General features: G+C 42.4%; 15 protein-coding genes, 3 tRNA genes, 4 rRNA genes and 1 other RNA gene. 14 read left to right on the top strand and 9 right to left on the bottom strand.

Annotated elements, in window-relative coordinates; all coding sequences use genetic code 11:
• Positions 1-20 precede the first annotated feature (20 nt).
• Positions 21-710 (bottom strand): methionine ABC transporter permease, encoded by a 690-nt coding sequence (locus KPF51_RS08405; protein WP_005718785.1) that lies wholly within the window; start codon positions 708-710, stop codon positions 21-23.
• Positions 703-1,737 (bottom strand): methionine ABC transporter ATP-binding protein MetN, encoded by a 1,035-nt coding sequence (gene metN / locus KPF51_RS08400; protein ID WP_005718783.1) that lies wholly within the window; start codon positions 1,735-1,737, stop codon positions 703-705. The genes KPF51_RS08405 and metN overlap by 8 nt, the downstream gene beginning before the upstream one ends.
• A gap of 192 nt (positions 1,738-1,929) precedes the next feature.
• Here metN and gmhB point away from each other — a divergent pair, with 192 nt between their 5' ends.
• The 8 genes from gmhB to KPF51_RS08360 all read left to right on the top strand — a co-directional run bounded on the left by gmhB (position 1,930) and on the right by KPF51_RS08360 (position 8,310).
• Positions 1,930-2,484 carry a D-glycero-beta-D-manno-heptose 1,7-bisphosphate 7-phosphatase gene (gmhB, locus tag KPF51_RS08395; RefSeq protein ID WP_005755313.1) on the top strand — a complete coding sequence of 185 codons (555 nt, stop codon included), beginning with the start codon at positions 1,930-1,932 and terminating at the stop codon, positions 2,482-2,484.
• 337 nt (positions 2,485-2,821) lie between these two features.
• Positions 2,822-4,363 (top strand): 16S ribosomal RNA (locus KPF51_RS08390).
• 93 nt (positions 4,364-4,456) lie between these two features.
• Positions 4,457-4,532 (top strand) — tRNA-Glu (locus KPF51_RS08385).
• 225 nt (positions 4,533-4,757) lie between these two features.
• A 23S ribosomal RNA gene (locus KPF51_RS08380) occupies positions 4,758-7,663 on the top strand.
• Positions 7,664-7,827: 164 nt separating this feature from the next.
• Positions 7,828-7,943, top strand: a 5S ribosomal RNA gene (rrf, locus tag KPF51_RS08375).
• 52 nt (positions 7,944-7,995) lie between these two features.
• Positions 7,996-8,111, top strand: a 5S ribosomal RNA gene (rrf, locus tag KPF51_RS08370).
• Together the 16S, 23S and 5S rRNA genes with 3 tRNA genes alongside form the textbook arrangement of a ribosomal RNA operon.
• Before the next feature lie 12 nt (positions 8,112-8,123).
• A tRNA-Asp gene (locus KPF51_RS08365) sits at positions 8,124-8,200 on the top strand.
• A gap of 34 nt (positions 8,201-8,234) precedes the next feature.
• Positions 8,235-8,310 (top strand) — tRNA-Trp (locus KPF51_RS08360).
• Positions 8,311-8,577: 267 nt separating this feature from the next.
• Here the strand turns inward: KPF51_RS08360 and KPF51_RS08355 are convergent.
• The 4 genes from KPF51_RS08355 to KPF51_RS08340 are packed head-to-tail and all read right to left on the bottom strand — an operon-like array spanning position 8,578 to position 12,864.
• On the bottom strand, positions 8,578-9,747 hold the full coding sequence (locus tag KPF51_RS08355) for an FAD-dependent 2-octaprenylphenol hydroxylase (RefSeq protein WP_005724628.1): 1,170 nt from the start codon (positions 9,745-9,747) through the stop codon (positions 8,578-8,580).
• Positions 9,748-9,749: 2 nt separating this feature from the next.
• Positions 9,750-10,955, bottom strand: a complete 1,206-nt coding sequence (gene ubiH / locus KPF51_RS08350) for a 2-octaprenyl-6-methoxyphenyl hydroxylase (protein WP_005724626.1) — start codon at positions 10,953-10,955, stop codon at positions 9,750-9,752.
• A gap of 11 nt (positions 10,956-10,966) precedes the next feature.
• Entirely contained in the window at positions 10,967-12,292 is a 1,326-nt protein-coding gene (gene pepP, locus KPF51_RS08345; RefSeq protein ID WP_061406383.1) for a Xaa-Pro aminopeptidase, read from the bottom strand.
• 23 nt (positions 12,293-12,315) lie between these two features.
• Positions 12,316-12,864 carry a YecA family protein gene (locus tag KPF51_RS08340; protein ID WP_005724622.1) on the bottom strand — a complete coding sequence of 183 codons (549 nt, stop codon included), beginning with the start codon at positions 12,862-12,864 and terminating at the stop codon, positions 12,316-12,318.
• Positions 12,865-13,007: 143 nt separating this feature from the next.
• Between KPF51_RS08340 and KPF51_RS08335 the strand changes: the two genes are divergently transcribed.
• The 3 genes from KPF51_RS08335 (at position 13,008) to KPF51_RS08325 (ending at position 14,162) form a co-directional block, all read left to right on the top strand.
• Positions 13,008-13,310 (top strand): cell division protein ZapA, encoded by a 303-nt coding sequence (locus KPF51_RS08335; RefSeq protein WP_005718731.1) that lies wholly within the window; start codon positions 13,008-13,010, stop codon positions 13,308-13,310.
• Between the two features lie 80 nt (positions 13,311-13,390).
• Positions 13,391-13,572: non-coding RNA, 6S RNA (gene ssrS / locus KPF51_RS08330), on the top strand.
• Between the two features lie 17 nt (positions 13,573-13,589).
• The gene (locus KPF51_RS08325; RefSeq protein WP_005724621.1) at positions 13,590-14,162 is read left to right on the top strand and encodes a 5-formyltetrahydrofolate cyclo-ligase; all 573 of its coding nucleotides are present in this window, start codon (positions 13,590-13,592) and stop codon (positions 14,160-14,162) included.
• Between the two features lie 59 nt (positions 14,163-14,221).
• Here the strand turns inward: KPF51_RS08325 and KPF51_RS08320 are convergent, their stop codons facing one another.
• Positions 14,222-15,004, bottom strand: a complete 783-nt coding sequence (locus KPF51_RS08320) for an outer membrane protein assembly factor BamD (protein WP_005718725.1) — start codon at positions 15,002-15,004, stop codon at positions 14,222-14,224.
• A gap of 105 nt (positions 15,005-15,109) precedes the next feature.
• Between KPF51_RS08320 and rluD the strand changes: the two genes are divergently transcribed.
• Complete coding sequence (gene rluD, locus KPF51_RS08315; protein ID WP_005724618.1) at positions 15,110-16,084, top strand: 23S rRNA pseudouridine(1911/1915/1917) synthase RluD; 975 nt, start codon at positions 15,110-15,112, stop codon at positions 16,082-16,084.
• An 11-nt stretch (positions 16,085-16,095) separates the two neighbouring features.
• Complete coding sequence (gene pgeF, locus KPF51_RS08310; RefSeq protein WP_005724616.1) at positions 16,096-16,830, top strand: peptidoglycan editing factor PgeF; 735 nt, start codon at positions 16,096-16,098, stop codon at positions 16,828-16,830.
• Positions 16,831-16,914: 84 nt separating this feature from the next.
• Here the strand turns inward: pgeF and KPF51_RS08305 are convergent, their stop codons facing one another.
• Positions 16,915-19,473, bottom strand: a complete 2,559-nt coding sequence (locus KPF51_RS08305; protein ID WP_064972586.1) for an autotransporter outer membrane beta-barrel domain-containing protein — start codon at positions 19,471-19,473, stop codon at positions 16,915-16,917.
• Positions 19,474-19,669: 196 nt separating this feature from the next.
• On the opposite strand from KPF51_RS08305, the gene ligA reads away from it, so the two are divergent.
• Positions 19,670-21,691, top strand: a complete 2,022-nt coding sequence (gene ligA / locus KPF51_RS08300) for an NAD-dependent DNA ligase LigA (protein WP_005724606.1) — start codon at positions 19,670-19,672, stop codon at positions 21,689-21,691.
• Between the two features lie 92 nt (positions 21,692-21,783).
• Here the strand turns inward: ligA and nanA are convergent, their stop codons facing one another.
• On the bottom strand, positions 21,784-22,665 hold the full coding sequence (gene nanA, locus KPF51_RS08295) for an N-acetylneuraminate lyase (protein WP_005718701.1): 882 nt from the start codon (positions 22,663-22,665) through the stop codon (positions 21,784-21,786).
• Positions 22,666-22,667 lie beyond the last annotated feature (2 nt).

Below are 22,667 nucleotides of genomic sequence, written 5' to 3'. Positions count from 1 at the left end.
TTGTGTAAATTATATTTCAATTAACGGTGATCAAAACGTTCTGCTAAGTGGTCGCCCAACTTTTGGCTTAACATAACGATCAGGACGATAATGATGGTTGCGATCCATTTTACATAGATCATATTGCGGTGTTCACCATAAGTAATGGCTAAATTACCTAAGCCACCACCGCCGACAGCACCCGCCATCGCAGAGTAACCAATTAAAGCGACTAAGGTAAGCGTAATGCCATTAATTAAAATTGGGATCGATTCTGGTAAATAGTATTTGGTGACAATTTGCCAGTTTGTCGCTCCCATGGATTTTGCGGCTTCTGTTAAGCCACTTGGAATTTCCAATAATGCATTTGCAGTTAAACGTGCGAAAAAGGGAATGGCAGACACACTTAATGGCACGATAGCCGCTGTTGTCCCTAATGTCGTTCCAACCACTAAACGAGTAAAAGGAAGTAAAATAATCAGTAAAATAATAAAAGGTACTGAACGACCAATATTGATGATTACATTTAATACTTGATTGGCACGACGATTTTCTAAAATTTCACCTTTACCTGTTAGAAAAGCTAATAAACCAATGGGTAACCCAATCACGATAGCAAATAAGGTGGCAATAAATCCCATGTAAAGTGTTTCAAGAGTCGAAAGACCAACGAGCTCCCAAATTCTTGGTGTCATTTCTTGGGTGAAATCTGCCCATAATTGATCAAACATAGCCTAATACCTCAACTTTTACATTATGTTCCATTAAATAGGTTTTTGTTCTGGTAATCGCTTCGTCATCACCTTCCATTTCAGCAATCACAAAACCAAATTTAACACCGCCTGCATAGTCGATTTGCGAAGTTAAAATACTCAGATCAACCCCAAACATTTTAGATGCTTGCGATAATACAGGGGCATCGACAGTACGACCAGTAAATTCAAATTTTACAATTGGCCAAGATGTCGCATTTCTTGGTGTTTCGGTTAATTTTTCCATATATTCTTCTGGCAGGCTAATATGGAATGTGGAACGGATAAACTCTTTTGCCAGTTGAGTTTGAGGATTCGAGAATATCTCACTCACCGAACCTTGCTCGATCAAACGTCCTTTGTCGATAACAGCCACATGATCACAAATACGTTTTACGACTTCCATTTCATGGGTGATCAAAAGAATCGTGATCCCTAATGTGCGGTTAATTTCTTTCAATAATGTCAAAATAGACTGCGTTGTTGCAGGATCTAAAGCACTGGTGGCTTCATCACATAATAAAACCTTTGGCTCACTTGCCAGTGCACGAGCAATAGCGACTCGCTGTTTTTGTCCCCCTGATAAATTTGAGGGATAGGCATCTTTTTTGTCAGTTAAACCCACTAATGCAAGTAATTCATTCACTTTTTGATGAATTTTCTCTTTTGGTGTATTTTCCAATTCCAATGGCAACGCGATATTGCCAAATACTGTGCGCGATGTTAATAAATTAAAGTGTTGGAAAATCATGCCAATATGGCGACGCTCGTGCACTAAATCCGCATTTTTTAACTGTGTTAAATCTTTACCATCAACAATGACAGCACCAGAAGAAGGGGTTTCAAGTAAGTTGACACAACGAATTAAAGTACTTTTCCCCGCGCCAGATGCACCAATCACACCGCAGATTTGCCCTTTAGGTACATGCAGTGAAACATTATCAAGTGCGGTCAATTTTTTACCTGACACATCAAAAATTTTACTAATCTTTTCTAGCTTAATCATATAAGCCCTTTGTTTATCATTTTTTGTTACATTGGCTGTGTATTTTAGACGTCTAGATTTCCATGTCAATATGTAATTTTAATATTTTTAGTACAATTTGTTATGAGATAGAAATAATCGCGACTTTATTTGCGAAGTGAGTCAAGAAAAGGGATAATTTAAAGCACATTTAAATAAAAGGAAGGCTCTCATATGAAAAAAGCAATTTTTTTAGATCGAGATGGCACATTAAATATTGATCATGGCTATGTTCATGAAATTGATCAGTTTCAATTTATTGACGGTAGCATTGAAGCGTTACAACAACTGAAAGCGATGGGCTATTTATTGGTACTTGTAACAAATCAGTCAGGTATTGCGCGTGGATATTTTAGCGAAGATCAATTTTTACAGCTGACAGAATGGATGGATTGGTCGCTGGCAGATCGAGGCGTTGATCTTGATGGCATTTATTATTGTCCACATCATATAGACGGAAAAGGAGAGTATCGTCAAGTTTGTGATTGTCGTAAACCAAAAGCGGGTATGCTATTACAAGCGATCAAAGAACTTAAGATTGATCCTAGTGCTTCTTTTATGGTGGGTGACAAAGTTGAGGATGTGTTAGCAGGAAAAGCAGCAAATATCAAAAATACTGTTTTAGTGAAAACAGGAAAACCGATTACAGCAGAAGGTGTAAAACAAGCAGATTATTTGTTAGCGTCCATTGCGGATCTACCAAAACTGATAAAAGGATTAAAAAGTTAACAAAAATCTAACAAGATTTACACATTAAGTTTAAAAAATAATCTTTTAATAAAAAATTTAATTTTTTTTGTAAAAAGGGGTTGCAAAGGGTTTTAAAATGCCTATAATACGCCCCACACAACGACGCGACGTTGTACGAGATAGTAGATACACCTCGCGTCGTTGTTTTTTGTTCTTTAACAATCTAACAGACAATCTGTGTGGGCACTTGTTGATTGATTTCATTTAAAAAATTTTAAAATTGAAGTCTTAATAGGTGCTTAATACTGAAAATTCATGATACTTTTGAAGTAAATGTAAACTTTTAGCTAAGCAGTTTATTGAGCGATTGAACTTTGAATTGAAGAGTTTGATCATGGCTCAGATTGAACGCTGGCGGCAGGCTTAACACATGCAAGTCGAACGGTAGCAGGAAGAAAGCTTGCTTTCTTTGCTGACGAGTGGCGGACGGGTGAGTAATGCTTGGGAATCTGGCTTATGGAGGGGGATAACTGTGGGAAACTGCAGCTAATACCGCGTATTCTCTGAGGAGGAAAGGGTGGGACCTTAGGGCCACCTGCCATAAGATGAGCCCAAGTGGGATTAGGTAGTTGGTGGGGTAAAGGCCTACCAAGCCTGCGATCTCTAGCTGGTCTGAGAGGATGACCAGCCACACTGGAACTGAGACACGGTCCAGACTCCTACGGGAGGCAGCAGTGGGGAATATTGCGCAATGGGGGGAACCCTGACGCAGCCATGCCGCGTGAATGAAGAAGGCCTTCGGGTTGTAAAGTTCTTTCGGTAATGAGGAAGGGATGTTGTTAAATAGATAGCATCATTGACGTTAATTACAGAAGAAGCACCGGCTAACTCCGTGCCAGCAGCCGCGGTAATACGGAGGGTGCGAGCGTTAATCGGAATAACTGGGCGTAAAGGGCACGCAGGCGGACTTTTAAGTGAGATGTGAAATCCCCGAGCTTAACTTGGGAACTGCATTTCAGACTGGGAGTCTAGAGTACTTTAGGGAGGGGTAGAATTCCACGTGTAGCGGTGAAATGCGTAGAGATGTGGAGGAATACCGAAGGCGAAGGCAGCCCCTTGGGAATGTACTGACGCTCATGTGCGAAAGCGTGGGGAGCAAACAGGATTAGATACCCTGGTAGTCCACGCTGTAAACGCTGTCGATTTGGGGATTGGGCTATATGCTTGGTGCCCGAAGCTAACGTGATAAATCGACCGCCTGGGGAGTACGGCCGCAAGGTTAAAACTCAAATGAATTGACGGGGGCCCGCACAAGCGGTGGAGCATGTGGTTTAATTCGATGCAACGCGAAGAACCTTACCTACTCTTGACATCCTAAGAAGAGCTCAGAGATGAGCTTGTGCCTTCGGGAACTTAGAGACAGGTGCTGCATGGCTGTCGTCAGCTCGTGTTGTGAAATGTTGGGTTAAGTCCCGCAACGAGCGCAACCCTTATCCTTTGTTGCCAGCGATTCGGTCGGGAACTCAAAGGAGACTGCCAGTGACAAACTGGAGGAAGGTGGGGATGACGTCAAGTCATCATGGCCCTTACGAGTAGGGCTACACACGTGCTACAATGGTGCATACAGAGGGCAGCGAGAGTGCGAGCTTGAGCGAATCTCAGAAAGTGCATCTAAGTCCGGATTGGAGTCTGCAACTCGACTCCATGAAGTCGGAATCGCTAGTAATCGCAAATCAGAATGTTGCGGTGAATACGTTCCCGGGCCTTGTACACACCGCCCGTCACACCATGGGAGTGGGTTGTACCAGAAGTAGATAGCTTAACCTTCGGGGGGGCGTTTACCACGGTATGATTCATGACTGGGGTGAAGTCGTAACAAGGTAACCGTAGGGGAACCTGCGGTTGGATCACCTCCTTACCTAAAATGAAGCGACTGCAAGTGTTCACACAGATTGTTTGGTAGATTGTATGAATAAAACATATGGCAAAGTGGAGAGCATCTTTACATGTTGTCCCCATCGTCTAGAGGCCTAGGACATCGCCCTTTCACGGCGGTAACCGGGGTTCGAATCCCCGTGGGGACGCCATTTAAAGATGACTTTTGTTGTCTTTACTGTTCTTTAAAAAATTGGAAACAAGCTGAAAAACTGAAGAGATTTTCGAAAGAAAGTCTGAGTAGAAAAATCTTGCATGAAAAAAGGCATGCAAGTGTTTAGCGTTTAAACACAACATCAAGGTGATGAAACTTGATTAATGCATTAGCAAAGGTTAATGGATTAATTGAGATTAAGTAAGAATACTTGAGGTTGTATGGTTAAGTGACTAAGCGTACAGGGCGGATGCCTTGGCAATCAGAGGCGATGAAGGACGTGCTAATCTGCGAAAAGCTTGGATGAGTCGATAAGAGGCGTTTAATCCAAGATATCCGAATGGGGAAACCCAGTAGATGAAGAATCTACTATCAATAAATGAATACATAGTTTATTGAGGCGAACCGGGAGAACTGAAACATCTAAGTACCCCGAGGAAAAGAAATCAACCGAGATTCTGTGAGTAGCGGCGAGCGAAAGCGGAAGAGCCAGTAAGTTTTAGCTAGCATATTAGAGGAATTGGCTGGGAAGCCAAATCAAAGAGGGTGATAATCCCGTACTCGAAAGTATGTTAGTGGAACTAAGCTTACGATAAGTAAGGCGGGACACGAGAAATCCTGTTTGAAGATGGGGGGACCATCCTCCAAGGCTAAATACTCCTGATTGACCGATAGTGAACCAGTACCAGTACTGTGAAGGAAAGGCGAAAAGAACCCCGGTGAGGGGAGTGAAATAGAACCTGAAACCCTGTACGTACAAGCAGTAGGAGCGAGGGCAACCTTGTGACTGCGTACCTTTTGTATAATGGGTCAGCGACTTATATTTTGTAGCGAGGTTAACTGAATAAGGGAGCCGAAGGGAAACCGAGTCTTAACTGGGCGTTGAGTTGCAAGGTATAGACCCGAAACCCGGTGATCTAGCCATGGGCAGGTTGAAGGTTGGGTAACACTAACTGGAGGACCGAACCGACTAATGTTGAAAAATTAGCGGATGACTTGTGGCTGGGGGTGAAAGGCCAATCAAACCGGGAGATAGCTGGTTCTCCCCGAAATCTATTTAGGTAGAGCCTTGAGCGGACACCTTCGGGGGTAGAGCACTGTTTCGGCTAGGGGTCCATCCCGGATTACCAACCCGATGCAAACTGCGAATACCGAAGAGTGATACTCAGGAGACACACGGCGGGTGCTAACGTTCGTCGTGGAGAGGGAAACAACCCAGACCGCCAGCTAAGGTCCCAAAGTCTATATTAAGTGGGAAACGAAGTGGGAAGGCTTAGACAGCTAGGATGTTGGCTTAGAAGCAGCCATCATTTAAAGAAAGCGTAATAGCTCACTAGTCGAGTCGGCCTGCGCGGAAGATGTAACGGGGCTCAAATATAGCACCGAAGCTGCGGCATCAGAATTTATTCTGTTGGGTAGGGGAGCGTTGTGTAAGCGGATGAAGGTGGCTCGAGAGGGTTGCTGGACGTATCACAAGTGCGAATGCTGACATAAGTAACGATAAAACGAGTGAAAAACTCGTTCGCCGGAAGACCAAGGGTTCCTGTCCAACGTTAATCGGGGCAGGGTGAGTCGGCCCCTAAGGCGAGGCTGAAAAGCGTAGTCGATGGGAAACGGGTTAATATTCCCGTACTTGGATAAACTGCGATGTGGGGACGGAGAAGGTTAGGTTAGCAGACTGTTGGATGTCTGTTTAAGGTGGTAGGTGGAAGACTTAGGCAAATCCGGGTCTTTATAAACACTGAGAGCTGATGACGAGGTCTTAAGGGACTGAAGTAACTGATACCCTGCTTCCAGGAAAAGCCACTAAGCTTCAGGTTTATCTAAACCGTACTGAAAACCGACACAGGTGGTCAGGTAGAGAATACTCAGGCGCTTGAGAGAACTCGGGTGAAGGAACTAGGCAAAATAGCACCGTAACTTCGGGAGAAGGTGCGCTTACAGTAATTGTAGTCCCTTGCGGATGAAGGTGAAGTAAGTCGAAGATACCAGCTGGCTGCAACTGTTTATTAAAAACACAGCACTCTGCAAACACGAAAGTGGACGTATAGGGTGTGATGCCTGCCCGGTGCTGGAAGGTTAATTGATGGTGTTATCGAAAGAGAAGCTCCTGATCGAAGCCCCAGTAAACGGCGGCCGTAACTATAACGGTCCTAAGGTAGCGAAATTCCTTGTCGGGTAAGTTCCGACCTGCACGAATGGCATAATGATGGCCAGGCTGTCTCCACCCGAGACTCAGTGAAATTGAAATCGCCGTGAAGATGCGGTGTACCCGCGGCTAGACGGAAAGACCCCGTGAACCTTTACTATAGCTTGACACTGAACATTGAATTTTGATGTGTAGGATAGGTGGGAGCCTTTGAAGCAGTGACGCCAGTCATTGTGGAGGCGACCTTGAAATACCACCCTTTAACGTTTGATGTTCTAACGAAGTGCCTGAAACGGGTACTCGGACAGTGTCTGGTGGGTAGTTTGACTGGGGCGGTCTCCTCCCAAAGCGTAACGGAGGAGCACGAAGGTTTGCTAATGACGGTCGGACATCGTCAGGTTAGTGCAATGGTATAAGCAAGCTTAACTGCGAGACAGACAAGTCGAGCAGGTGCGAAAGCAGGTCATAGTGATCCGGTGGTTCTGAATGGAAGGGCCATCGCTCAACGGATAAAAGGTACTCCGGGGATAACAGGCTGATACCGCCCAAGAGTTCATATCGACGGCGGTGTTTGGCACCTCGATGTCGGCTCATCACATCCTGGGGCTGAAGTAGGTCCCAAGGGTATGGCTGTTCGCCATTTAAAGTGGTACGCGAGCTGGGTTTAGAACGTCGTGAGACAGTTCGGTCCCTATCTGCCGTGGGCGTTGGATGATTGATTGGGGCTGCTCCTAGTACGAGAGGACCGGAGTGGACGCATCACTGGTGTTCCAGTTGTCTCGCCAGAGGCATTGCTGGGTAGCTAAATGCGGAAGAGATAAGTGCTGAAAGCATCTAAGCACGAAACTTGCCAAGAGATGAGTCATCCCTGACTTTAAGTCAGTAAGGGTTGTTGTAGACTACGACGTAGATAGGTTGGGTGTGTAAGTGTAGTGATACATTGAGCTAACCAATACTAATTGCCCGAGAGGCTTAACTATACAACGCTCAAGTGTTTTTGGGTGTTGAGTGAGACGTTAGACGAAAAGACGAAGAAGAGAAAATTACTTTAGACAGCTTGTTTTTGATTAAAGTGCGAGAGTGAAGAAAGCACGAAGGAAGAACAGAAGAATAGAGAAGACAAGAGAAGACATCAACCGAATATCTTGGCGGCGATAGTGCAGTGGACCCACCTAACTCCATGCCGAACTTAGAAGTGAAACGCTGTAACGCCGATGGTAGTGTGGGGCTTCCCCATGTGAGAGTAGGACACCGCCAGGTCATTATTTGATTAGTTCATTTAATGATAAGTGAATTAATCAAATAAAAATTTTTTGGTAGCCATAGTGCAGCAGACCCACCTGAACCCATGCCGAACTCAGAAGTGAAATGTTGTAACGCCGATGGTAGTGTGGGGGTTCCCCATGTGAGAGTAGGTCACTACCAAATATCAAATTTCGCGGAGCGGTAGTTCAGCTGGTTAGAATACCTGCCTGTCACGCAGGGGGTCGCGGGTTCGAGTCCCGTCCGTTCCGCCACTTATTTAAGCGAATTAGGTTTCGCTTTCTTTCTAGGGGCGTAGTTCAATTGGTAGAGCACCGGTCTCCAAAACCGGGTGTTGGGAGTTCGAGCCTCTCCGCCCCTGCCATTATTATGTAGATAAAGTCGTAAGTAAATCATTAACTTACGGCTTTTTTGTTTTCTAAAAATCGTCTCAATATTATCATTTTCACAACTTATCTTTCGTGTGTATAAGATAGTATGACGAAAATTTGACTTAATCCGAGTGTTCCAGTGCGGTCTCTTTTATAGAAATGTTGTTAGGTAGTATCTGATCAGCATGCTATGATAAATGAGAAGGGATAAAAAAGCGTGGTTCGATAAATATCAAACCACGCTTTTTTTATATGTGTCATTATAATCCTAAGGCTTGTTTCATTAATTCTGTTTTGACAAGGCTAAATTTATCAGTTGCACTCAATCCAATGCCCCTGATCATTTTCTTGATTGGATGATCTCCATGGAAAAGATCTTTTAAGCCTTGCATGACAAGTAACATTTTCATGGCCTCTTTCTTCCGTTTACGTTCATAGTGGCGTAAATAACGATATTGTCCAATATCCACATCTGCTTTTATATTTTCTTCTATTGTCCGCGCCAATTCGATAACATCTTGTAAGCCTAAATTGACCCCTAAACCTGCTAGAGGATGAATAGTGTGTGCTGCATCACCTACGAGCGCAATTCTATTTTGAGCAAAATCACGGGCATAACGTGCTGTTAACTTAATCGCTTGTCTTTCCCCTTGAACTTGACATAATCCCAGATGCATATCAAAGGCGACAGATAATGCGCGATTAAATTCTTCTTCATCACATTGTGCAAGGTGCTCTGCTTGTTCTCCAGGTTGTGACCAAACTATCGAACAAAGGTGTTGTTGATGTAAGGGTAAGAAGGCAAGGATACTGTCTTTTGAGAATATCTGGCGTGCGCAATGTTGGTGCGGTTCTGTGGTTGCCACATTACAAACTAATGCATGATGTCCATAATCTCTAAAAACAAGTGGAATGTTTGCTTGTTTGCGTACCCAAGAGTTTGCACCATCGGCAGCCACTAGTAATTTGGTGGCGACCATTTGACCATCATTGAGTGAGAGCATGGCGTGGCTTTCGGTTAAGCCTAATGTTTGTGGAAGTGCGGTGAGTATTTCGATATTTTTTTGTTGATTCACTTTTTGCCATAATGTTTGCTGAATTACGTGGTTTTCAACAATATGCCCTAAGTGAGAAATGCCTAATCCTGCGGTCGTAAAATGAATATGAGCAAAGCTATCTTTTTCCCATACGTGCATGGCATTGTATTCCGTTGCTCGTATGTGGGTGATGTCTTGCCAGACACCGAGTTGAGTCAGTAAATGCTGGCTCGCCAGGTTTAACGCACTCACGCGATGAGTAACTGTTTCTAGTGAGGTTGTTGGCGGAAATGCCTCAATCAGCGCAATGTGTAGTGGTGCGTTAGCGAGGCGAGCAGCGAGAGCGAGCCCAACCATGCCACCACCGACAATAACCAGATCAAATGTTTTCATGTTTAAGTCCACCCTAATGCCAGTTTGGCAAAATGTTGTCGCAATAAGGTTGATTGCGACAGTGTCATTAAGCCAAGTGTTCGTCCAAATTGTAATGGTAATAAATGATTTGCAAAGATAGAAAGTAAATCATCAGTTAAGCGTAGCGTTTGCTGTTGATCTGACTGACGTTGTTTTTCATATGCTTGTAAATGTGCGTAAGTACCGATATCTTTTTGTTGTAGATAATGTGTGGCGACCACATCGGCGAGGGTCATCACATCGCGAATGCCTAAATTGAAACCTTGCCCCGCAATCGGATGCAGCGTTTGGGCGGCATTGCCAATTAAGGCAATGCGCGGTTGGATATGTTGTTCGGCTTGATATAGATTCAATGGATAAGTAAAACGTTGTCCACATTGTAGCAGTTTACCTAGACGCCAGCCGAAACGATCTTGTAAGGCAGATAAAAACGCCTGATCATTGAGTGTCATTAATTGTTGAGCATCTTTAACGCACCAAACTAATGACATCAGATTATCTTGCATTGGCAATAAAGCGAGCGGTCCTTCATCAGTAAAACGCTCAAAAGCGCGATACTGATGATCATGTTGTACCAAGATATTGGTGATGATCGCTGTTTGGCGATATTCGCGTACGACTTTCTGTGCGATATTAGCGGCTTTGGCGACCAAGGATTGTGTACCATCTGCGCCAACTAAAAGTTGACCACGTAAAGTGCGGTGATTTTTCAGCTTGATTTCGACATGCGCGTCATTTCGTGTGATGTTCTCAATCTCAATCGGTGCAAGGTAGTCAATATGCGTGTATTCTTGAATGGCATTGAGGAGTATTTGCCCTGCTTGGGTTAATTCAATGACTGCACCTAATTGGGGCAAATTAAACTCTTGTGCCCTGAATTCCAGCAAACCACTATGCCCTTTGTCAGACACGTGGATCTTATGAATGGGGGTGCTGACGGGCTGCAAACGTGACCAAAGATGCAGTGACTGAGGTAATTGGATTTGCGCAAAACGCTGGCAACTACCGTCAGATAAAGCAATACAACGCGCATCAAAGCCACTTTGTTGGTGATGATGAGTTACTTGCTTTTCAAGGACAGCAATTCTCATTTTCCCCGCTGTTTTGCTACTGAGTGCAAGGGCTAGCGTTGTTCCCGTCATCGCCCCACCTACAATAATCACATCGTAGTTTGCTGCTTCAAGCATAAAATGATCCTTTATTTGCCCGCCATTAATTTTTCAATCTCATCGATTTCTTTTGGTACAGCACTAGTGAGATTTTTATTACCGTATTCGGTGATTAGCAGGTTATCCTCAATTCTGATACCAATTCCTTTGTATTGCTCAGGGACATCTGCTTGTTCTGAAATATAAAGCCCCGGTTCAACTGTCAATACCATACCGACTTCAAGTGGATGGTCACGTACTTTACTATTGCGGTTATTATTCTGCTGATCTTTGCTATAGCTACCAACATCATGGACATCAAGCCCTAGCCAGTGACCTAGCCCATGCATATAAAATTGGCGATAGGTTTCATTTTGGATCAGGGTTTCTACATCACCTTGTAAAATACCTAATTTCACTAAGCCTTCCACTTTGATCCGAACGACTTCATCGTTAGCTTGTTGGATAGAATTGCCTGGTACTAATAATTCAATCGCCCGTTTTTGTGCTTTTAACACGATGTCATAAATTTCTCGTTGTGCTTGGCTAAATTTTCCATTCACAGGGAAAGTGCGTGTAATATCGCCTGCATACATCGCAAACTCACAACCCGCATCAATCAGCACTAAATCACCATCTTTTAGTGGCATATCATTTTCAGTGTAATGCAGAATACAGGCATTTTCACCACCGGCAACAATCGCATTATAAGATGGAAAACGCGCACCAAAACGGTTAAATTCATGCAATAACTCCCCTTCAATTTCATATTCAAGGCGATTTGGACGTGTTTTTTGCATAGCTCGAATGTGGGCCAAGGCACTGATTTGTCCGGCTTGTTGCATAAGGGCGATTTCGTTGTCAGATTTGAATAGGCGCATTTCATCTAACATGCCTTTCCAACAAAGAGTTGTTTCTAAATTGATATCATTTTCAACTAATAGTGCATCGCCCCAAGGGTGAAGTGCGTTAACATGATAAAGTGCGGTACTTTTTGCTAAAATTTTAGGCAACTCGGTATGAAAATCTTCAATTGAGAAGGCACGATCTAATTGCAGCTTTTGGGGAGCATTGGCTACACCTAAACGGCGACCATCCCAAGTTTCACGTAAGGGATCGGAAGGACGAACAAAAATAATGCTTTCGGTTGTTTGTCCATGTTTAGCCAGAATCAATACGGAATTGGGCTCATTAAACCCAGTTAAATACCAAAAATAGCTGTCTTGACGGAAAGGATAAGTACAGTCGTTGCTACGGCGTTTTTCAATTTCAGAGAAAACGATAAGTACAGCATCCTCTTGCATTTGTTGAAAGACACGATGGCGGCGTTCAGCAAATTCTTCTTGAGGCATCGCAGCCATATAAGCTAAATCCATTTTATTCTCCTTTATCATCTCACTTAATGTAATACGGGTTTTTGTTCAGGGAGTTGGGGTTGAAAATGCGTGAATAACAAACAAGCTAGAGTACGGACATATTCAATGATTTCTTCTAATGCTTCGCTGAGTTCTTCTTTATCGTCACTTTCATCGTAACCGAGTTGACAGATATCGTGTAAGTCATCAATAGCTTCACCAATATCACCTTTCTCTTTATCTAATTTCGGTTGGGCGAGCCCCAAACCAAGTAAAAAATGGTTTGTCCATTCGGATAATGCATCGGCACGAGTAAAGACGTCATCTTCATTTTCAGGTAACCATAATTCAAAGTCAAAACCATCAATATCGGCTAATTTCTTGCTGATGCGTTGCTGTATTTGAGTGACTTCTTGCAACAGTGCGGTGGGATAAGCGTGATTTTCATTCGTAAATTGGAAAAGCAGGGGTTGCCAACTTTGATCGTGGATGCCCCCGCAGATTAGACCTGTGAGAAAACCATGTAATTCTGCGGCAGATAAAGCGATACCGGCGGTTTTTAATTGTTGAGAAAAGTCGGAATACGACGACATACTTGTATCCTTAGGTTATGCTGTAATAAATTCTGTTCAGTTTACCACTCTACGACTAGGCAACCAATAATTAGACGGATTTTTTTAGCTATGGCATAATGTCGCCATCCTAAATCCTGATAATTACGCTGAATGGAGGCGAGATGTCGTCTAAAAGTATTGAGTTACCTGTATTAGGGCAGGTTTTACGTTTAAATTGTCCAGAAGAGCAGCATGAAGCATTAAAACAAGCAGCAAGAGAGCTTGATTTACGTGTCAGTGAAATGAAAGAACGCACAGGGATTTTACAGTTAGAACGCGTGTTGTCGATTGTTGCGTTAAATTTAAGCTATGAATTATTACAAGCACAGCAAAAGACCACCTCAATTGAGGCGTTATTACAGCACCGCATTCAACAACTTGATCATTCTCTTGAAAGCATTTTAACCCAAAAAGTGAACAATTAATTTGCGATTAGGGTGACGGAAAGTGAGATGTGTGAATTATCGCTAGTCAATCACCTTAAATTAAGCTAGTATTAAGTAAAGATTACCTGAGGTGTTTGCCAGTGGGTTATGTCCCTGAGCCGATACTTTTATTTTATGAATCGGTTTCTAATTGTTGGTGTGCATGCTTAGCTTGACTAAGAAGCCTAAAAATAGTTATAACTGATTCCCTTGAACCGTTGGGTTCAAGGACTGAGACTTGCAGCGGCATCTCGGGTTCTTCCCTTACAACCAATATTCATGAATACTGATTCTCTGCTTCGCCAAAAAATTCGAAATGACATTCGAAAACGTCGTCAAAAACTCACCGCACTTGAGCAACAACAAGCCGAACAGTCTATTACACAACAAGCATTGCAGTTGATTGCACAGAAAAAAGCAAACACAGTAGCGCTTTATTTATCTTTCGATGGAGAAGTATCTACTCAGCAGCTCATTACGTGTTTATGGCAGCAAGGCATACAAGTTGCTGTACCTGTTTTGCATCCTTTTTGTCCGGGGCATTTGTTGTTTTTACGCTATCATCCAGAATCGGTTATGTATAAGAATTCATTTGGTATTTTAGAACCTCAACTCAATGTTCAAGACGTTGTGCCAATAAGCGCGCTAGAGATAATTTTTACGCCTCTTGTTGCTTTCGATAAACAAGGGAATCGTCTTGGAATGGGCGGGGGATTTTATGATCGCACGTTACAAGGTTGGCAGGAAAAATCTTTTATCCCTGTAGGACTTGCACATGCCTGTCAATTTGTTGACCATTTACCTAGCCAAGCTTGGGATATGCCACTTGCACAGATTTTGATTGCAGAATAAATGACATAAAAAAATAGGACAAAGTGTAACACTCGTCCTATTTTTAAATCATAAGTGGTTTATTGTTTTAATAAGCCTTCAGGCTCCGCTGGTTTTTCGATTTCAGCAAAGGTTCTGCCTTTATTAGCTTCGATAATCGCGGCAGTTTTGGCAGCCAGATCGTTTAAATTCATTTTTTCGTAAGCCTCTTGCATCAGCGGTAAAGCTTCATAAGTTGCTTGTGTATCTGGATATTGTTGTAGCATGCCTACAACACGATTTGCCACAGCAACATGTGCATCACGTTTCGCATAGAATTTGGCAATCGCTAATTCATGACGAGCAAGGCTGGCTTTAATATACGCCATGCGAGCAAGCGCGTCTTGTGCATAAGGGCTGTTTGGGAAATTTTGCACTAGGGTCTGGAAGTTCGCGAATGCGGCTTTGATTGAGCTACTTTCACGTGTAGCGCGATCGATTCTAAATAAATCTTGAATATAGTTATCACCTAATGCTGCATTCGTTAAGCCTGCCATATAAAGGACATAATCTAAATTTCGGCTTGTCGGATATTGTTGGAAAAAACGATCAGCTAAGACTAAAGTTTGTGTATAATCTTGCGTTTTATAATTTGCATAAATCAAATTTAATAGTGTTTGTTCACTATAACTACTACCAGGGAAACGGCTACGGACAGCATCCAAATAACGGATTGCTTGTGAATAATCTCCGTTTTGTAAATGCGTTTGACCAACATTATAAAGCTCTTGTTCTGGACGCTGTTCAACATCTTTAGAGCCGGAACACGCAGTGATAGCAAATGCGGTTAAAGCAATAAACGTGAACGATTTTAATTTACGCATTAGATAATCCTTATTTTTACGAGCAATGATAAATGAGTTACAATGACTCATTATTGTATATAACATTATTAAATAAGCAAACCTCATTCATGGATTTTTTTATTTATGGCACAAATCACCCTTTCAGCTGAAATTCAGCTATCTCAACTGGGACAACGGTTAGACCAAGCTTTAGCTGAATTGTTCCCAGATTATTCTCGTTCTCGCTTAAAAACGTGGATTGAACAGGATTTAGTTCACGTCAATGGCGACGTTGTGAACGTACCGCGTGCCAAGGTTTATGGAGGCGAGCAAATTGAAATTGTGGTGGAGATTGAAGATGACACCCGTTTTGAGCCTGAGAATTTACCGCTAAATATTGTGTACGAAGATGACGATATCTTAGTGATTAATAAACCTAAGGATTTCGTTGTGCATCCCGGTGCGGGTAATGCCTCTGGGACCGTATTAAATGCTTTACTTTATCATTATCCTGCTATTGCAGAAGTACCTCGTGCGGGCATCGTACACCGTTTAGATAAAGATACAACGGGATTAATGGTGATTGCGAAAACCATTCCTGCACAAACAAAATTAGTACGAGATTTACAAAAGCGTAAAATTACCCGCGAATATGAAGCCATTGCTTGTGGCATTATGACGAAAGGCGGCATGGTGGATCAACCGATGGCACGTCATCCGACGAAACGTACACATATGGCAGTACACCCTATGGGGAAACCGGCGGTGACCCATTATCGCATTATGGAGCGCTTTCGTAACTATACCCGTTTGCGTTTACGTCTTGAAACCGGGCGAACCCACCAAATTCGTGTGCATATGGCACATATTGCCCATCCTTTATTAGGTGATCAAACCTATGGTGGACGTCCACGACCGCCGAAAAATGCCAGTGAAGAATTGATGCAAACTTTGCGTGATTTTAAACGTCAAGCATTGCACGCGATTATGCTTCGTTTAGCACACCCCATTACAGGTGAGCTGATGGAATGGCATGCGCCTTTGCCAACAGATTTCGTGGAATTAGTCGAAGCATTAAAAGCGGATTATCAATTACATCAAGACGATTTAGATTATTAATAGGTGATCGAATGGATGTACTCAAACCCAATTGGCATGCGCCAACGCATGTTCGTGCGTTTAGTACTTTAACGCAAGGTGGATATAGCTCGCCACCTTATGCTAGTTTGAATTTAGGTGATCATGTAGGCGATGATCCAAAAACAGTGGAACGTAACCGCACTTTATTGGTCGACACGTTAAAATTACCCCAATTCCCACGTTTTTTAAACCAGATACACAGCACACATGTACTGACTCTACCTACAACAGCGCATAATGTCGAAGCAGATGCCGTGTATAGCAACCAAGCAAATCAAGTCTGTTTAGTTATGACAGCTGACTGTTTACCAGTGTTGTTGACAAATACAGCGGGAAATGAAGTTGCAGCGGCACATGCAGGCTGGCGAGGACTATGTCATGGAATTTTAGAGCGAACGGTGGAGAAATTTAATACGCCTGCCGAGCAACTTATTGCTTGGTTGGGACCGGCGATTAGTCAGCCTCATTTTCAAGTGGGCAAAGAAGTACGGGAACAATTTATACAGCAAGATCCTGATGCTGAGCACGCTTTTTTACCAGATCCTGATGTTAAAGAAAGATATTTAGCAGATTTATATTTATTAGCTACACAACGCCTCAATAGACTAGGCATTAGCCAAGTCAGCGGTGGTGACTATTGTACATTCGCACAGAAAGAGAAATTTTTTTCATATCGACGTGAGCAACGAACTGGTCGTATGGCAAGTTTAATTTGGTTTGAATAACAAGCATTACCTCAATAAGCGTGTGCGGTGAAAAATCCCGTTTTTTTTCACCGCACTTTTTATTTCAATAGCCTGATTATTTCGTTAAAACAGAATATTGAAACCAACATTAAGCTGATTATCTTTAAATTGTTGTTTTCCTCTTTGGTGTGTGGTGTCTAGCCAAAAGCGCAGATGACGACCAAATTGAGACGCGATACCCGCCTTATACTCAAATAGCTGTTTTGCTCCTTCAATATAGTTTACTACGTCATTGATGGTGATGCCGTAGTCTTTTGCGTGATGTAGCCAATTCACCTCAAAGTAAGGTTTTAAATTCCATTGCGTGTTTAAGAAATGGCTATCTAAACTGAATCTGACACCAAGACGTGTTTGTGTATTTTGCTGCCCTATATAATGAATCAGCGTCTGTTGTGGATCTCTAAGCTGTTTGCTATTTAGCTTTTGCCAAATAAATTGTGCTTGAGGCTGAATATTGAAGCTATGTTTCAGATCTGCTACGGTATATTGAACGAGTGGCAAGTGATAGCCTAGCTCAAGTGAGGCACTCAGTCCCTGTGTACGATAGTTATCGTTAGATGAGGCTGGATTGATCACTTGATTTTTGAACCATTGATATTGTAGCCAACTGTCAATGTATAAGCCGGTGTCATCATTTGGGTTTTGATACCAAGTACCATAAACACCAAGTGCATAACCTTGTACTTTGCCGCGTGAAGTCCCGACACGAGATGAGCGTGTTTTACTGCTTTGTTTGGCGTAGCCGAACATCACACCGGCATGATAATGTGCTTGATTAATAACAGTTTTGCCTAATTGCGTGACATAACGTTGGGCTTTTGTTGTGTTTTGGTTATCACGCATTCGATTATGATTTGTTCCTTCAACAGCACGTATCCAAAATGTTTTGTCGGCAGATTGATTTAAAAAATGATGACGAGATAAACGGTCTTCAAGACGTAGTTGAAAAAGCTGGTGGGCAGCATAGAGGTTATTAGCATAGCTTGCCATTTCTGCGCGATAGCTTGGCGTCCCCCCAATGTAGCTAGTCAAATACCAATTATCTTGGTTGGTTTCATGTCGTTTCTCAAGATGATACACAAACGCACCTTTTGACAGATAATTATCGATGACAAACGCATTGTCTGTGGAGGTGTTTGTTTCAATAATTTTGACACCGTTGACTGCGTTTTCTGCATCAGCGCCAATATGGTGAATCGCGACGCGTGTTTTCCCAGTTGCATTGCCTCGAATGAATAAAGTGTCGGTTGGATTTGTCGTACCATTAAAATCCGCAGATAAATGGAGCGTACCGTTATGTCCTTGGTAATCCTCATTGATAGTCACATTTTTAAACACTGGTGTCGGTTTATGATGTGCGAATGTAAACTTACCCTGATGGGTGAATTTACCATTTAATTCATAATCACTGGCAAACAGCAATTCACTTTTTTCACCTAATATGATATTTGCAGCCGTTAAGCTACCTTGTTTCAAGACGAGTTGCCCTGATTCGGCATACATTGTTTCTTTAAAAATAAAAGGATCGGACAATGTCCATTTTTCGCCACGCATCGTAAGGGCATGAAAATTCTGGAATTTATTTTTACCGTACAATAATCCCTGTTCTTCCCCTGTTTCTGTCAAAATTAATTGATTGTTTTTACCGTTAGCACTCGTAGCCACGAACCCGTCAATTTTTGACCCGGTTTTGAGAATCAGTTCTACTTTTTCACTGCCCGTTAACCCAATAGCACGGCTTTGTTTGGTTGGGTCGTTCTGGCTAAAACTGATCTTGCCTGCATTGACGAGAGAAACAGATTCTCCGCCCAATGATACGATAGTTTTAGTGGGATCACTGCTTTCGAGGTTACCACTATTCATGAAGTCTATCTTATTCGCATTTTGGATAAAAACAGCACTGTGACCAAGCGATTTGATAGTGCCACGATTTTGTAAATCAGCATGAGTCGTGTATCTAATTGCGACGGAAGGGATAACTTTACTTTTAGAAAGAATAGTGCCTTCATTATTGATATGAGTGAATTTACCATTGTCTAACCAAATACTCGGTCCGCCATTCGCTAAGAGTTGTGCCTCTTTACCGAGATTATGTACTTCGTAAACCACTTCTGTTGGCGTTTTTAAAGTACTTTCAGCAAGTGTGGCTGCTCGTTTAAAATAACGAGAGCATATCGCACACTCATTGCCACCTAAGCCATCTGTTCGAATTTCGCCATAATTTGTAACGTGCAATTTCTCAGTAATATTGCCCCATTGTGCATCAATTGCACTGGTGGCACCAGCAGGGGTTGAACTAATCAGTTTGCCATGGTTAATAATTTCCGCACTGCGCGCATTATTTCCTTCTGATACATAGACTTTATAGTTTTCATTTTCTAAATGTAGATGATTTGTCAGACGGTATCTTTTATTATCTTCTAAAACGGCTAGGTGGCGGGAATAAGATCGGCTTTTATCGCCATCTATGGTAATGATATGTGTGTCAGTTGCCGTGTCTATTTCTTCTGTAACTGTGCATCCCTCACCACAAGATGTTGTATTAACAGATGACCAAACATTTGACGATAAACAAAGGGAGGTGAGAATTAGTGGTAAAGAAGACTTTTTTAGATGAGTCATGTTAAACGTCCTGTATTAACGTAATTTTGTTTTTTGTTATGTATGAATTTTATACAAAATAGATTTTTAGTTCAATAATTGAGCTAAAATTGCGTAAAAATAATAGGTGTTAAATTTCTTTAATCAATAGGCTCAAAGTATTGTAAAATTACGCGTCGAATCTGCAAAAGTGCGGTGATTTTTATCAGGGTTTTATATGACAGACAGTATTAAATTAGAAATAGAACAATTACGCCAAACGCTACGTTATCATGAATATCAATATCATGTCTTAGATAATCCACAAATTCCTGATGCGGAATACGATCGTTTATTTCATCGTTTAAAAATGCTGGAACAACAATATCCACAATGGTTTAGCTCGGACTCTCCTACACAACGAGTGGGCGCGAAACCCCTTTCTGCGTTTGCGCAAGTGCAACATGAAATGCCTATGCTGTCCTTGGATAATGCATTTTCAGATGAAGAGTTGCATGCTTTTGTCAAACGTATTCAAGACCGTCTGGTTTTTTCCCCTAAATTACTTGAATTTTGTTGCGAACCGAAATTAGATGGGTTGGCGGTCAGTATTTTGTATGTAGATGGAAAATTGACACAAGCAGCGACCCGTGGTGATGGGAGTGCAGGAGAAGACATTACGTTAAATATTCGCACAGTACGTAATATCCCTTTGCAATTGTTAATGGAAAATCCACCGACGCGTTTGGAAGTACGTGGAGAAGTCTTTATGTCGCAAGCGGGCTTTGAATCATTAAATGAAAAAGCGTTAGCCAGAGGGGAGAAGACCTTTGCCAATCCACGTAATGCGGCAGCGGGATCATTGCGTCAGTTAGATCCGCGAATTACTAGCCAACGTCCGTTGCTATTAAACGCGTATAGCATTGGTGTCGCAGAGGGGATTGATTTACCTGATACCCATTTTGAACGCTTACAATGGTTAAGATCCATTGGTATTCCAGTAAATAATGAGATTCAGTTATGTGAAGGAACGGAAAATGTGCTCAATTTCTACCGTGCGATTATGCAAAAACGGAGCACTTTGGGCTATGACATTGATGGGACAGTGATTAAAGTCAACGATATTGCTTTACAAGAGGAATTAGGTTTTATTTCGAAGGCGCCTCGTTGGGCAATTGCCTATAAATTCCCAGCACAAGAAGAATTGACAGTATTAAATGCGGTGGAGTTTCAAGTGGGGAGAACCGGTGCAATTACACCCGTCGCGAAGTTACAACCTGTGTTCGTCGCAGGCGTGACGGTCAGTAATGCAACACTGCATAATGGCGATGAAATTGCACGTTTGGATGTGGCAATTGGTGATACGGTGATTATTCGCCGCGCGGGAGATGTGATTCCACAAATTATTGGTGTGCTACATGAAAAACGCCCAGCCAATGCAGAGAAGATCGTTTTTCCGACAGAATGTCCAGTTTGCGGTTCGGTGATTGTACGTATTGAAGGTGAGGCCGTTGCTCGTTGTACGGGCGGTTTATTCTGTGCGGCACAACGTAAAGAAGCATTGAAACATTTCGTCTCACGTAAAGCCATGGATATTGATGGTGTTGGGGCAAAACTTATTGAACAGTTGGTGGACAGAGAACAAATTCATACCCCAGCGGATTTATTTAAATTGGATCTCAACACGTTGGCTCGTTTAGAGCGCATGGGGCTTAAATCTGCGCAAAATGCCCTCGACAGTTTACAGAAAGCGAAAAAAACGACTTTAGCGCGTTTTATTTTTGCGCTAGGTATTCGTGAAGTGGGCGAGGCCACCGCACTCAACTTAGCCAATCATTTTAAGACCTTAGAGGCATTAAAAGAAGCGACGCTGGAGCAACTACAAGAAGTACAAGATGTAGGCGAAGTGGTTGCTAATCGGATTTTTGTGTTCTGGCGTGAACCGCATAATGTGGCAGTAGTCGATGATCTGATTGCGCAGGGCATCCATTGGGAAACCGTAGAAGTCAAAGATGTTGGAGATAACCCATTTAAAGAGAAAACAGTGGTGTTAACTGGCACCTTAACGCAAATGGGGCGGACTGAAGCGAAAGCCTTACTCCAGCAGTTAGGGGCAAAAGTCAGTGGCAGTGTTTCTGCCAAAACGGATCTGGTGGTGGCAGGTGACAGCGCAGGTTCAAAACTGACAAAAGCCAATGAGCTTGGCGTCAAAGTGATTGATGAAAACACCTTCTTGGCGTGGAGCAAACCGTACTTGTAAGATGAAATAAAACCGTTTAGCGTTAACTAAACGGTTTTTTCTCTTTTTTGACCGCACTTGACACATCAAAGTGCGGTTGCTTTTTTCCAAAATTAAGAAAGGTATTTGGCTTTTAATTCTTTCGCAAATGCGACTTTCTCTGGACTTAATTCTTTTGTCATTGGCTCACGGCAGTAACCTGCTTCGACACCATCGAGTTTCAATAACTCTTTAATAGTTAAGTATAAACCGTTTGCTAAGATGCCTTCGATTAAGTCATTTGTCACATGTTGAATTTCAAGGGCTTCTTTTAATTTGCCTGCTTGTGTTAATTCAAAGATTTGACGAGCGCGCACACCATTGACGTTGAAGGTACTACCAATTGCACCATCTACACCCAATGAGGCGGCAGGTAACATCATTTCATCGAAGCCAGCCCAGATTAAGTGATTTGGATAGGCTTTTTTCAAGCGCTCTAATAAGTAGAAATCACCCGCGGTAAATTTCACCCCTAAAACTTTTGGATTTTTGTAAAGTTCACCAAATTGTTCGACACCGATGTTTACGCCAGTTAAGAATGGGATAGAGTAAACAATCATGTAGTTACCAGTCGCTTCGATAATGCTATCGTAATAGTGTTTAATTTCTGGGAAACTAAATTTGTAATAGAATGGCGTTACCGCAGATAAGCTGTCATAACCGAGTTCAGTGGCATATTTACCTAGCTCAATCGCTTCTTGTAAGTTCACACTTCCCACTTGAGCAATGAGGGCGATCTCATCTTTCGCTTCATCTTTAGCAATACGGAAGATTTCTTTTTTCTCTTCAGTGGAAAGCATGAAGTTTTCGCCTGTACTGCCGCCAACGTAAAGACCATCCACTTTCATCTTGTCGATGTTATAGCGAACAATTTGACGTAAGCCTTTTTCGTTGATTGAACCATCAGCGTTGAAAGAAACTAACAATGCACTGAAGATACCTTTTAAGTTTTTCATTG

This window comes from Pasteurella sp. XG20, from assembly GCF_018968665.1.
Taxonomy (GTDB): domain Bacteria; phylum Pseudomonadota; class Gammaproteobacteria; order Enterobacterales; family Pasteurellaceae; genus Pasteurella; species Pasteurella multocida.
The sequence above is the reverse complement of the archived record's forward strand: the minus strand, read 5'-3'. Positions and strand labels throughout refer to the sequence as shown.